Source organism: Streptomyces sp. NPDC013317 (assembly GCF_055563155.1).
This window is the reverse complement of the sequence record NZ_JBVHDX010000004.1, coordinates 452,238-464,561: the sequence shown is the minus strand read 5'-3', so window position 1 is coordinate 464,561 and position 12,324 is coordinate 452,238. Positions and strand designations below refer to the sequence as shown.

Below are 12,324 nucleotides of genomic sequence, written 5' to 3'. Positions count from 1 at the left end.
TCCCCCGGCCGCGCCCCACGCCCACCGGTCCCCCCACCACCGGGCCCCCCACCACCGGGCCCACCGCCTCCGGCGGGCGGCCTCCCCTGCGCCCGCGCCCGCTCCCAGGGCCGCGACCCGTCCGGATCCCCCACGCCACCCGTACCCACCACAGGCCCTCCCCCGCCGACGACACCCGCGCCTGCGCGCCATGGTCGACACCCCACCCACCCCGGTCCAGCCCCAAACAGGCCACACTGCACGGGCGGGAGTCGCGCGGCGGAGCACAAACCCAGCGATACCCGGCTGCCGAACGCACGATCCATACCGGGATGAACCATGGGGGTGAGCATGGAACGGCATGTACTGGAATCGCTGTTGACCGGTGATGACGAAGCGTCCGTGAGAGCTCTGGCCGCCCTCCGCGGCGGCGCCCCCTACTCGGTCGAGGAGCGGATACAACCCACTGGCGCGCATTCCGGAGTCTTCGGCCGCCGGCTTGAGCGCATGCGGATGCGCGGGTACGAACCTCCTGGCCTGGAGCGAGCAGTGCAGCTCATCAGGGAGCACGGCCGGCCTGTGCGCGCAGCGCTGATCGATCCTGAGAACCGGACGCGCTTCACCCTGCTCTTCCTCACCGAGGACCGCAGCGCGATGGTGGCCTGCGTCAGCTGGCCGCTGCCGCTGCCTGCCAGGCAACCACCGCTGTAGAGCAACGTGGATGGCTCGCCACGAGCAGGCCCGTTGTCAGTGACGGCCTCTAGGGTCTCCACCGCGCGGTCGGCTTCCGAGGGTTCCAGCTCTGAAGGAAATGGTGGCATCCCCGACCTGTACGGGGGCGGCCCGGAGACTCGTCCGGGACCCAACCGACGATCGGGCTTCGTCGATGGCCAGGAGACGCCCTGCCAGAACCGACCGCGCGCCCCCCATCCGCGCCCCCCCCTCGACCGGGGCAGGGCAGGTTCACGCGGCTATGCGTCGAGCCATGGGCCTCGGGTGATCTGCTCGTGAAGCCGCTCGTCCATGCAGCTCATGTGGGCCCAGAGGAACTGCACGCTCTGCTCCCCGGCCCGAGTGATCTCCAGCATGACGCCATCACCAGAACGGCCGACGTCGGTGGTCCCCATACAGAACGCGCAGCTCACTCGCTCTCCAGCAATCACCCGGTGAAGATAACCCGCTGCCGTCCTCAGCCACCCCGGCTCCTGTCGGAGAAGGAACCGCGGCCGGGCGGGCTTGGCTCATGCCCGTGGGTCCATCCCGCCTAAGGGCCGCGCGTTCTTGGTTCAAGGCCGAAGCGGGAGGGACGGTCAAGCTCACGTACTCCGGAGAACTCAAGGCTTCTGCTGGGGTTGTGGTCGCTGAGCCGGAAGCCAAGTACGGAGTGGACCTCTCCGTCGAGGTCACGGCGGAGGTCGGCAACGACAGGACCCGGCACACGTGCGGCTCGCTCCTGGTCGCGCTCGGAGTCCACCCGAAGGTGGCACAGCGCATCCTGCGGCACTCGCAGATCGCCATGCCGATGGAGGTCTACGCCGAGGCGAGCGAGGAAGCCGTACGCGCCGCGATCGGCCGGCTGTCCGACGCCATGGGCGGGACCACCGGCTGACCGCGCACAGCAGCGATCATTGCGGTTGCTGTACTCCACTGCTGTACGGCCAGGAAACGCAAGAGGCCCGGACTCTCGTCCGGGCCTCTTGCCTGCTGTGCACTCGGCAGGATTCGAACCTGCAACCTTCTGATCCGTAGTCAGATGCTCTATCCGTTAAGCTACGAGTGCTTGTGCTTCTCGGCTTTTTTCTTGCCGGTCGGCGTTGCGTGGACAACATTACATGACCTGCGCCGTAGCGCGAAATCCATTAGCCAGACCCCTTCTGACCTGCGGAAACACCATCCTGAGGGTTTCCGCCGGCCTCGCGGTACCGCCAAGCGGGGGGTCCCGTTCCGCGGCGGATCGCCGATCCGGATGCCTGAACGGGCGCGCACCGGTGCGCGGGCCTGGTTCCGATCGGCCGACGTCCCGCCCGCGGCTCCCGGAGCTCCGGACGGTCGACCGTCCCGACCACTGCGGCGCCCGGGTCCCGCGGCGACCCACGTCCGAGAACGGGCGAAGCCCCGGCCTGTGGGGCCGGGGCTTCGGGTGGGGCGGAGGCGGAGGGATTTGAACCCTCGATGGGCTTTAAGGCCCAAACCGCATTAGCAGTGCGGCGCCATAGACCGGACTAGGCGACGCCTCCATGCACCGTCACGCGGGCGTGAGTGGTGCGTGCAGATGATGACACAGGCAGGCTCGGTGTCACCAATCGCTTCTCACCGTACTAGCCCTCCGGGGCGGAGAGCAAAGCCCCTCGGCGCACCCCGGTTGCGCAACGAACGGCAGTAGGGAGCGTTAGAGAGACGGGCCCGCGCCCCACGGCCCCATCCGCCTCCCTGGAGTTCGCATGCTGCGCAGCCTCGTCCTCGCCACCCTCGCCGCCACCACGACCACCGCCGCCGGTCTCGGAGGCGGGCTCGGGCCGCTGCCGTCCCTGCCGTTGCTCTCCTCGCCCTCGGCCTCGCCCGACACGCTCACCGTGACGATCACCAAGAGCGGCCACCGGAACGCCGACGGCACCTTCGAGCTCGAGTGCGGCGACAAGCCCGGCGGGACACACCCGGCCGCAGCGCGCGCCTGTGCTCGCCTCGACGGGCACGCCAAGGCGGGGAAGAACCCCTTCGCGCCCGTCGCCGAGGACCGGATCTGCTCCCTCCAGCACGGCGGCCCCGCCACGGCCCGCATCACCGGCCAGTGGCGCGGCCGCACCGTCGACGCCCGCTTCTCCCGGGCCGACGGATGCGAGATCGAGCGGTGGGAGAACCTGGAGCCCGTACTGCCCCACGTGCGGTGATGAGGTGAGGATGCCGTCGGGATGTTGCCGGGGGCACGCGACCGCACCCCGAGACCGGCGGGCCTGCCTTTAGACTCCCTCTCAGTGACAGGCTGCGGTCCGGAGGGCAAGATGGGGCCGGCCAGCCGGGGCAAGGTGCAGTGGGTCAGGGAGGAAGCGTCGTCGTGAGCAGCAGGCCATCCCGAGGCGCTGCTCGCCTCGCAGCCATACTTGACGCCCTTCCCGACGGTCTCGTGCTCGTCAACTGCAACGGCACGGTCGTCAACGCCAACACCATCGCCCTCGGCATGTTCGAGACCCCCGGCACCGCTCTCGTCGGGCGCGGGCTGCTCGACCTCCTGCCCGGCTTCGACTCGCGCCTGATCCCCGGCTCCATGCGGCGCCCCGAGGGCACCGACGAACAGGGCCGTACGAAACCGACGCGGATGATCGCGCGCCGGACGGACGGCGGCGAGTTCGCCGTCGAGGTGACCAGCGCCAGCCTGGAGGACGGCCGCGAGGCCTACGACTCGTACACCGCCTACACCGGTGACGAGCTGCTCATGCTCGTCGTCCGCGACCTCACCGGCACGCTCGACACCGAGGCCGAGCTGGCCCGCTCGCAGCGCCAGACCGAGATGATCCTGCGCGCCGCCGCCGAGGGTGTCGTGGGTACGGACACCGACGGGCGGGTCGTCCTCGTCAACCCCGCCGCCGCGCAGATCCTCGGCTACCGTGCCAGCGACCTCGGCGGCAAGGACCTGCACCCGCTGATCCTGCACTCCCGCGCGGACGGCGAGCCCTTCCCGTACGAGGAGTCGCCGCTCGCCGACACCCTCAAGTCGGGTCGCAAGCACCGCGTCCGCGGCCAGGTGCTCTGGGCGAAGAACGACTCCCCGGTGCCGGTCGACCTCACGACCGCGCCCGTTCGGGACGGGGACCAGCTCGTCGGCGCGGTGATGACCTTCACCGACCGCAGGCCGTACGAGCAGCTCGCAGAGGAGCGGGCGACCGAGGTCGCGACGCTCGCCGAGCAGCACGCGGCCGAGCTCGCCGAGCTGAAGAAGAACCACGAGGAGCGGGCGGCGGCGGACAAGGAGCGGTACGAGGCGCTGGCAGCCAGGCACGAGCAGCTGACGGCCGTTCTCGGCGAGTCGCTTCGCGGGCCGCTGGAGGAGCTGCGGAACGAGCTCTCCACCCTGGCCGCGGACGACGCCGGACAGCTCTGGCCCGAGGCCAACCAGCTCCTGCACCACCTGGCCGCCGGGTACGCCCGGATGACCACCCTCGTCGACAACGTCCTCGGCTACCAGCGGCTGGACTCCGGGACGGAGACGCTCGGCAAGTCCGTCGTCCTGCTCGACGCGGTCGTCACGGCCGGCGTCGACGGGGCCGTGGAGCTCATCGGGCCCGGCCGCGCGCAGTTCGCCGTGCACGCGCCGCCGATCGAGGCCGAGGTGGACGCGGGTCGGCTCGCGACCGCGCTCGCCCATCTCGTGGCCGACGTCGCGGGCGTCGACTCCACCGGCAAGGCCCGCGTCGTGCCGGGCGCCGGGTACGCGGACTCCACGATCGTGGTGGCCGCGGCGCAGCGCGGTGACGTCGTACGGATCGAGGTCCGCGGACCGTACGCCGGCGGGGACCCCGTCCACCAGCCCATCGTCCGCGGCATCGTGGCCGCGCACGGCGGTGTGGTGCAGACGCACGAGGTGCCGGGGATGAGCGGCAGCGCGTACGTCCTCGAGGTGCCGCTCGGCGCGGGGAAGGGGACGGTCACGCCCCCGCCCGCGCCCCCCGCCGCACCGGCGCCCCCCGCCGCCTCCGCCACCTCCTCCGAGCTGGAGGTCGCGTCGTCCGACGGGGCCGCGCTCGCCCTGCCCGCGCAGGCCTCCGACACGAACGGCGGCGGACGGCGGCGCGCCCGGCGGGCCTCCACCGACGCCTTCCTGGAGAGCCCGGTGGCCGCCGAGGCAGGTGACGCCGGTGCCGTCGAACCGACCGGCCGCCGCCGAGGCCGTACGGAGCAGGTTCCGGCCGCTCCCGCCGAGCTGATCCCCACCCAGAACGCGGGGACGGCGGGCGGAATGACGGTGGGCGGTACGCCGGCGGGCGGCGCGGCCGAGGGCGGCACCGGGGCCCCCGGAGTCCCCGGCATCTATGGGACCCACGGGACGCCTGGGACTCACGGGACCCCCGTCGTCGCCGAGCCGACCGGGCGTCGTCGCGGCCGGCCCGCCGAGGGCTCCGTGGTGACCGCCGCCGAAGGCGCGCAGGGCCGTGCCGCGCTGGGGGCCGCCGTGCCCCCGCAGGGTGTGCCCGTACCCGCCCAGGGCGCCCCCGCCGAGGCTCCCGCGCAGGCCCGGGCCCTGACCGCGGCGCCCGTGGCGGGCGGCGAGGACACGGGCGCGCCGCAGCCCACCGGGCGCCGCGCGCGCCGGGCGCTCGCGGCGCAGGAGCGGACCGCGGCCGCCGAGGCCGGGCCGCGTACGCCGTTCGCGCTCCCTCCTGCCGACGCGGACCGCCCACCGGAGGCGGGGAGCGAGCAGCCGCAGGCTGTCCTCGCGCCGCAGGTGGCACAGCCGCAGCCGGCGCCCATGGCCATGCCCATGGCAACACCGATGCCCATGCCGATGCCCCTTCCGATGCCGATGCCCGGCACCGACGAGGGTCGGCACGACGCCGTACGGTCCGTGCCGGACGCCGAACACACTCCGCCGCAGCCGCACCCCCTGCCCGAACCGACCGGTCGCCGCCGGAACACGAGCGGGCCGCAGGAGACGCGGAGCGGTACCGGCACCGGATCCGTACCGCTGCCGCCCGAGATCCCCGCGCCCGCCGCCGCTCCCGCGCCGTCCCCGGCCGTGACCCCGGCAGCGGCAGCGGCGGCCGCGGCCGCCGCGCCCAAGGAGCCGAGGGACGGGACGCAGGGCGGACGGGCGTTCAGCGTGCGGACGCTCGGGCAGGGCGTCCCCTTCGCCCAGCAGCTCGCCGCCCAGCAGAACGCCGGGCAGCCGAGCGCGCAGAACACGCAGAACGCTCAGAGCGGGCAGACCCCGCCGCCCGCCGGGAGCAACGGCTCCGGGCGGCGGCGCAAGCTCGCCACCCCGCCCGAGGGCGACCGCCCCGCTCCCGCCGCCGTGACGGCGGCGCCGACGGCACCCGCCGAGCCCGCGGCAAAGCCGCACCCGCAGCCCAAGCTGGCCCCCGCGGCACCCGAAGGCCGCTCGTACGCCATAGGAGCGCCCGCCGAGGGCGCCGACGAGGGCCCGGAGCCGCTCGACGGTCCCGGCGGCGCGGTCGAGGTCGCGCACCAGCCCGTGCCGCGGCCCCTCGACGACGAGCTGCCCCCGGAGCCCCTGGACAACCCGCGCAGGCTGCTCGTCTGGCCCGCGCCGGACGTCTCCACCCAGCAGGCGCTGAGCGACCGCGGCTACCGGCCGGTGATCGTCCACTCCCGCGAGGAGGTCGACGCCCAGATCGCCGCCTTCCCGGCCGCGCTCTTCGTCGACCCGCTGACCGGGCCCATCACCCGTACCGCGCTCCAGTCGCTCCGCCAGGCGGCCGTCGCCGCCGAGGTGCCCGTCCTGCTGGCGGCCGGGCTCGGGCAGGCGACCCGGGAGGCTGCGTACGGCGCCGATCCCGCCGTACTCCTCAAGGCGCTGGCGCCCCGCGACAGCGAACAGCACCCGTCGCGCGTGCTGCTCATCGAGGAGAACGAGCACATCGCGCAGGCGCTCGCCGCGACCCTGGAGCGACGCGGAATGCAGGTGGCGCGGGCCTCGGCCGACACCGAGGCGGTCACGCTGGCCACGCAGATCCGGCCGAACCTCGTGGTGATGGACCTGATGCAGGTACGCCGCCGGCGCGCCGGGATCATCGACTGGCTGCGCGCGAACGGGCAGTTGAACCGCACCCCGCTCGTCGTCTACACCTCGGCCGACCTCGACGAGGCCGAGCTGCCGACGCTGTCGTCCGGCGAGACGGTCCTCTTCCTGGCGGAGCGCTCGAACAGCAACGAGGTGCAGGCCCGGATCGTCGACCTGCTCGCGAAGATAGGGACCAACTGAGGTCCGTACGGACGGAGAAGGCCTCTACGGGCGAAAAGGAGGGGGAGCGGTGCGCCTGCACCGCTCCCCCTCCTCGCGTCCCTCGCGTCCCTCGCGTCCCTCGCGTCCCTTGCGTCCGCTCGCGCGGACTACAGCTGCGTGACGTCCAGCTCGCCCTCCGCGTACTGCCTGCGGATCACCTTCTTGTCGAACTTGCCCACGCTCGTCTTCGGCACCGCCTGCACGATCGCCCAGCGCTCCGGGAGCTGCCACTTGGCGATCCCGCCCTCGGTGGCGAGGAAGTCCTTCAGAGACTCGTAGTCCGCCGTGGCGCCGTCCTTCAGGACGACGGTCGCGAGCGGACGCTCGCCCCACTTCTCGTCCGGTACGGCGACGACGGCGGCCTCGGCGACCTCCGGGTGCGCCATGATGGCGTTCTCCAGCTCGACGCTCGAGATCCACTCGCCGCCGGACTTGATGACGTCCTTGGCGCGGTCGGTGAGGGTGAGGTAGCCGTCCGGGCTGATGACGCCGACGTCCCCCGTCTTCAGCCAGCCGTCCTCACTGAACTTGTCGGCGGGGCGCACCGGTTCGCCGTCGACACCACCGAAGTACGAGCCCGCGATCCAGGTGCCGCGCACCTCCAGCTCGCCCGCCGACTCGCCGTCCCAAGGCAGGATCTCGCCACCGGGGCCGACGAGGCGGCCCTCGACGCCCGCCGGGAAGCGGCCCTGCGTGACGCGGTACGACCACTCCTCCTCGGGGGTCAGACCGGCCGGCGGGTGGGCCATGGTGCCCAGCGGGGAGGTCTCCGTCATGCCCCAGGCGTGGCAGAGGCGGACGCCGAGCCGGTCGTAGGCCTCCATGAGCGAGGGCGGGCAGGCCGCGCCGCCGATGGTGACCTGCTTCATGGAGGAGAGGTCGCGGGGGTTGGCGGTGACCTCGGCGAGCAGGCCCTGCCAGATGGTGGGGACGGCTGCGGCGTGGGAGGGCTTCTCGCGCTCGATCATCTCGGCGAGCGGGGCGGGCTGGAGGAAACGGTCCGGCATCAGCATGTTGATACCGGTCATGAACGTGGCGTGCGGCAGGCCCCATGCGTTGACGTGGAACTGCGGGACGACGACGAGGGTCGTGTCGGCGGCCGTGAGACCCATCGACTCGGCCATGTTGACCTGCATGGAGTGCAGGTAGATCGAACGGTGGGAGTACACGACGCCCTTGGGGTCGCCCGTGGTGCCGGAGGTGTAGCACATGGCGGCGGCGGCACGCTCGTCGAGCTCGGGCCAGTCGAAGGTGGTGGGGCGGCCCGCGATCAGCTCCTCGTAGTCGTGCACCCGGGGCGCCACTCCTTCCAGCGCCGAACGGTCGCCGGGGCCGGAGACCACGATGTGCTCGATCGTCGGCAGGTGGGGCAGGAGCGGCACGAGGAGGGGAAGCAGCGAACCGTTGACGATGACCACCCGGTCGTCGGCGTGGTTCACGATGAACGCCAGCTGCTCGGGGGGAAGCCGCAGGTTGAGGGTGTGCAGGACCGCGCCCATGGAGGGGATCGCGAAGTACGCCTCGACGTGCTGCGCGTTGTTCCACATGAGCGTCGCGACGCGCTGGTCGCCGGTGACTCCGAGCTCGTCGCGCAGGGCGTTCGCCAGCTGGGTCGCGCGGGCGCCCGTCTCCGCGAAGGTCTGGCGGTGCGGCTCGGGCTCCCCGGTCCAGGTGGTGATCAGGGACTTTCCGTGGATCGTCATCCCGTGGTTCAGGATGCGGGTCACGGTCAGCTGTACGTCCTGCATGGTGCTCAGCACGGCGTCCTCCCGGTGGGCGCTACGTGGCAGTAAGGGTGTGGAGATTCTGCGCACGTACCGCTCGGTATGTCACTACCCGGGAGTACGGAAATTGCCAGTGATCGCTGGCAGAGGCGGAAGCGGGAGGAACAACGGGGAGCGGAAGCGGGGAGCGGACAGGGGCGCCGGGGCATGGGGCGCGTCAGGCGTACAGGGGCGCGTCAGCGTACGGGGGAGAGCTCCGGGTCCTCGCGGAGCTTGCCGAGCGCCCGCGACACCGCACTCTTGACCGTACCGATCGAGACGCCCAGCACCTCGGCCGTCTGCGCCTCACTGAGGTCCTCGTAGTACCGCAGGACGACCATCGCCCGCTGGCGGTCCGGGAGCTTCATCACCGCGCGCCACATGGCATCGTGCAGCACCTGCCGCTCGGCCGGGTCCGGCTCGGGCAGCACGGCCGGCTCCGGAAGCTCCTCGCAGGCGAACTCGTCGACCTTGCGCTTGCGCCACTGGGACGTGCGGGTGTTCAGCAGCGCGCGCCGCACATAGCCGTCCAGGGCGCGGTGGTCCTCGATCCGATCCCAGGCGACGAACGTCTTGGTCAGCGCGGTCTGCAGCAGGTCCTCGGCGTCCGCGGGGTTCGCGGTGAGCGAGCGCGCGGTGCGCAGCAGCACGGGCCCGCGAGCCCGTACGTAGGACGAGAACGACGGGTAGCCGGCGGCCGTGGAGGCGCCGACACAGACGGGGCCGGAAGGTGGCGGAGTCATGACTCCACGCTAAGAGCGGGTACGTGGGCGGCGGATCGGCCCCAGGTCCCGAACCGCACTCCCCCTCAGGTTGTAGGGGTGGGGACGGCTGGACCTCCTGAAGGTGGAGGCGGGATGAGCCTGGAGTCAGGGTCGGGCCCGGCCGGCGCCTCAGCCGTCCGCGCCCAGGATCAAACCGGACGTGGGGACTCCGGTGCCCGCCGTGACCAGCGTCCTCGCCGCGCCGGGTATCTGGTTCACGGACGTGCCCCGCACCTGCCGTACAGCCTCCGCGATCCCGTTCATCCCGTGCAGATACGCCTCCCCCAGCTGGCCTCCGTGGGTGTTGATCGGCAGCGCGTCCGCCGCGACGAAGTCGGCCGCCTCGCCGGGGCCGCAGAACCCGAACTCCTCCAGCTGCATGAGGACGAAGGGGGTGAAGTGGTCGTACAGGATGGAGACGTCGATGTCCCCGGGGGCCAGCCCGGAGGTCTGCCAGAGCTGTCTCGCCACCACGCCCATCTCGGGAAGGCCGGTGAGGTCGTCGCGGTAGAAGCTGGTCATGGCCTCCTGGGCGCGTCCGGCTCCCTGGGCGGCGGCGACGATCACCGCGGGCGGATGGCGCAGGTCCCTGGCGCGCTCGACGGAGGTGACGACGATCGCCTGTCCGCCGTCGGTCTCCTGGCAGCAGTCGAGGAGCCGGAGGGGCTCGACGATCCAGCGCGAGGCGGCGTGGTCGGCGAGGGTGATCGGTTTGCCGTGGAAGTACGCGGCGGGGTTGGTGGCGGCGTACCGGCGGTCGGTGACGGCGACATGGCCGAAGGCGTCCGGGGTCAGCCCGTAGGTGTGCAGATACCGCTGGGCGGTCATGGCGACCCAGGAGGCCGGGGTGAGCAGCCCGAAGGGCAGCTGCCAGCCGAGCGCGGCGCCCTCGGCGGAAGGCTCGCGCTGCTGGACCCCCGAGCCGAAACGGCGCCCGGAGCGTTCGTTGAACGCCCGGTAGCAGACGACGACGTCGGCGACCCCGGCCGCCACGGCGAGCGCCGCCTGCTGGACGGTGGCGCAGGCGGCCCCTCCCCCGTAGTGGATGCGGGAGAAGAATGACAGCTCGCCGACGCCGGCCGCCTGGGCGACGGTGATCTCCGGGCTCGTGTCCATCGTGAAAGTGACCATGCCGTCGACGTCGGCGGGGGTCAGCCCGGCGTCGTCGAGCGCCGCGTGCACCGCCTCCACGGCGAGCTTGAGCTCGCTGCGGCCGGAGTCCTTGGAGAACTCGGTCGCCCCGATCCCGGCGACGGCGGCACGCCCTCCGAGCCGATCGGCCCTCTGGATGCTCATGCTCCCGCCTCCCCGGCCTCGGGGGTTGCCGCCGGCGCGGAAGGGCCGGCCGGAGTCGACTTCGGCGCCGCCACCGGCTCCGGCGCCGGAGTCGACTCCGGCGCCGGGAGGCTCACCGTCACCGTGCCCGTCACGTGGTGGCCGAGCCCGTTGGCACCGACCACCCGCACCTGGGCCGTGGCGCCGTCGACCTCCGTGACCGTGCCCGTCAACGTCATGGTGTCCCCCGGGTAGTTGGGTGCGCCGAGCCGTATCGCCACCTTGCGCAGGACCGCCCCCGGGCCCAGGCGGTCGGTGATGTACCGCCCCACCAGGCCGTTCGTCGTCAGGATGTTCATGAAGATGTCGGGGGAGCCCTTCGCCCTCGCGTACTCCGCGTCGTGGTGCACGTCCTGGTAGTCCCGGGAGGCGACCGCCCCGGCGACGATCAGCGTGCGGGTGATCGGGATCTCCAGCGGCGCGAGCGTGTCCCCGGCCTTCATGAGCGCTCTCCGTTCGCGATCAGGTCGCCCAGTTCGGCGAGGAGTTCGGTACCGCAGCCGAGGTACGCGTCGAGCTGTCTGCCCCAGAGGAAGTGGCGGTGAACAGGGTGGTCGAGGTCGGCCCCCATGCCGCCGTGCAGGTGCTGGCCCGCGTGGACGACGCGCTTTCCCGCCTCCGACGCCCACCAGGCGGCGGTCAGGGCGTGCTCGGCGGCCGGCAGCCCCTCGTCGAGGCGCCAGGCCGCCTCGTAGACGGTCACCCGGATCGCCTCGGTGTCCATATGGGCGTCGGCGGCCCGGAGCTGGACGGCTTGACGGGTGGAGAGCGGACGGCCGAACTGCTCCCGTACCGAGGTGTACGCCACGGCCCGGGCCAGCGAGCCGGCACAGACACCGGCCTGCAGCCCGGCGAACACGATCCGGGCCGTGGCCAGCACATCGGCGAGCGCGCCCGCGCCCCCGATCCGCTCGCCCCGCGCGCCGTCGAGGACGAGCCGGCCGGCGGCCCAGGGAGCCGTGAGCTCCACCGGCACGACGGAGGCCGCCGAGGCCGGCGCTGTGGAGGCAGCTGTGAAGGCCGCTGTGGATGCCTCCCCGGACGCCCCTGCCATGGGCACGAGCCGGAGCGCCCCGTCCTGGTCCGGTACGAGGACGTGTGTGGCGTCCCTGAGCCAGGGCACCCACTCCACCGTCCCCGTCAGCCGGCCGTCCGCGTCGGCCCGTACCTGCCCGGCGGGCGGGAAGGCGCCGGTCGCCACGCTCGTGCCGTCGCGGAGCCCGGGCAGCAGCCGCTCCCGCTGCTCCTCGGTGCCGTGGCGGGCGACGGCGAGGAGGCCGAACACCCCGCTCGCCGCGAACGGCACCTGCGCCGTCGTACGCCCCTGCTCCTCGGCGAGCAGCACCAGGCCGAGCAGTCCGATCTCCTCGACCGCTCCGGGCAGCCCGGCCGCGCACAGGGCCTTCCACAGCTCGGCGTCCGTGCCCGTGCCGGCCGCCGTGAGCCGCTCGTGCGTGGCGAGGTCGCCGAAGATCCTCGCCGCCAGCTCCTGCGCCGCGCTCTGCTCCTCCGTGGGCGTGAAGTCCAT

8 protein-coding genes, 2 tRNA genes and 1 pseudogene are annotated in these 12,324 nt (G+C 72.8%); 4 read left to right on the top strand and 7 right to left on the bottom strand.

Features of this window, described 5'->3' with window-relative positions; all coding sequences use genetic code 11:
- Window positions 1–330 precede the first annotated feature (330 nt).
- Window positions 331–690, top strand: a complete 360-nt coding sequence (locus tag ACZ3IJ_RS14835; RefSeq protein ID WP_467468157.1) for a hypothetical protein — start codon at window positions 331–333, stop codon at window positions 688–690.
- A 718-nt stretch (window positions 691–1,408) separates the two neighbouring features.
- Window positions 1,409–1,588 (top strand): annotated as a pseudogene (locus tag ACZ3IJ_RS14830) (site-specific integrase); the annotation flags it as partial.
- Between the two features lie 98 nt (window positions 1,589–1,686).
- Here the strand turns inward: ACZ3IJ_RS14830 and ACZ3IJ_RS14825 are convergent.
- Window positions 1,687–1,759 (bottom strand) — tRNA-Arg (locus tag ACZ3IJ_RS14825).
- Window positions 1,760–2,125: 366 nt separating this feature from the next.
- Window positions 2,126–2,216: transfer RNA gene (locus ACZ3IJ_RS14820), tRNA-Ser, on the bottom strand.
- Window positions 2,217–2,420: 204 nt separating this feature from the next.
- On the opposite strand from ACZ3IJ_RS14820, the gene ACZ3IJ_RS14815 reads away from it, so the two are divergent.
- Together ACZ3IJ_RS14815 and ACZ3IJ_RS14810 are read left to right on the top strand one after the other, a co-directional pair.
- On the top strand, window positions 2,421–2,867 hold the full coding sequence (locus ACZ3IJ_RS14815) for an SSI family serine proteinase inhibitor (RefSeq protein ID WP_467468155.1): 447 nt from the start codon (window positions 2,421–2,423) through the stop codon (window positions 2,865–2,867).
- 164 nt (window positions 2,868–3,031) lie between these two features.
- Window positions 3,032–6,913: a PAS domain-containing protein gene (locus tag ACZ3IJ_RS14810; RefSeq protein WP_467468153.1), complete on the top strand. Its 3,882-nt coding sequence runs from the start codon at window positions 3,032–3,034 to the stop codon at window positions 6,911–6,913.
- 128 nt (window positions 6,914–7,041) lie between these two features.
- Here the strand turns inward: ACZ3IJ_RS14810 and ACZ3IJ_RS14805 are convergent, their stop codons facing one another.
- The 5 genes from ACZ3IJ_RS14805 to ACZ3IJ_RS14785 all read right to left on the bottom strand — a co-directional run bounded on the left by ACZ3IJ_RS14805 (window position 7,042) and on the right by ACZ3IJ_RS14785 (window position 12,324).
- Window positions 7,042–8,694, bottom strand: a complete 1,653-nt coding sequence (locus ACZ3IJ_RS14805) for a long-chain fatty acid--CoA ligase (protein WP_467468151.1) — start codon at window positions 8,692–8,694, stop codon at window positions 7,042–7,044.
- A 200-nt stretch (window positions 8,695–8,894) separates the two neighbouring features.
- On the bottom strand, window positions 8,895–9,440 hold the full coding sequence (locus tag ACZ3IJ_RS14800) for a SigE family RNA polymerase sigma factor (protein ID WP_391799978.1): 546 nt from the start codon (window positions 9,438–9,440) through the stop codon (window positions 8,895–8,897).
- A 150-nt stretch (window positions 9,441–9,590) separates the two neighbouring features.
- The gene (locus ACZ3IJ_RS14795) at window positions 9,591–10,757 is read right to left on the bottom strand and encodes a lipid-transfer protein (RefSeq protein ID WP_467468149.1); all 1,167 of its coding nucleotides are present in this window, start codon (window positions 10,755–10,757) and stop codon (window positions 9,591–9,593) included.
- Complete coding sequence (locus ACZ3IJ_RS14790; RefSeq protein WP_467468147.1) at window positions 10,754–11,239, bottom strand: MaoC family dehydratase; 486 nt, start codon at window positions 11,237–11,239, stop codon at window positions 10,754–10,756. The genes ACZ3IJ_RS14795 and ACZ3IJ_RS14790 overlap by 4 nt, the downstream gene beginning before the upstream one ends.
- On the bottom strand, window positions 11,236–12,324 hold the full coding sequence (locus ACZ3IJ_RS14785; RefSeq protein ID WP_467468145.1) for an acyl-CoA dehydrogenase family protein: 1,089 nt from the start codon (window positions 12,322–12,324) through the stop codon (window positions 11,236–11,238). Before ACZ3IJ_RS14785 ends, ACZ3IJ_RS14790 begins: the two co-directional genes overlap by 4 nt.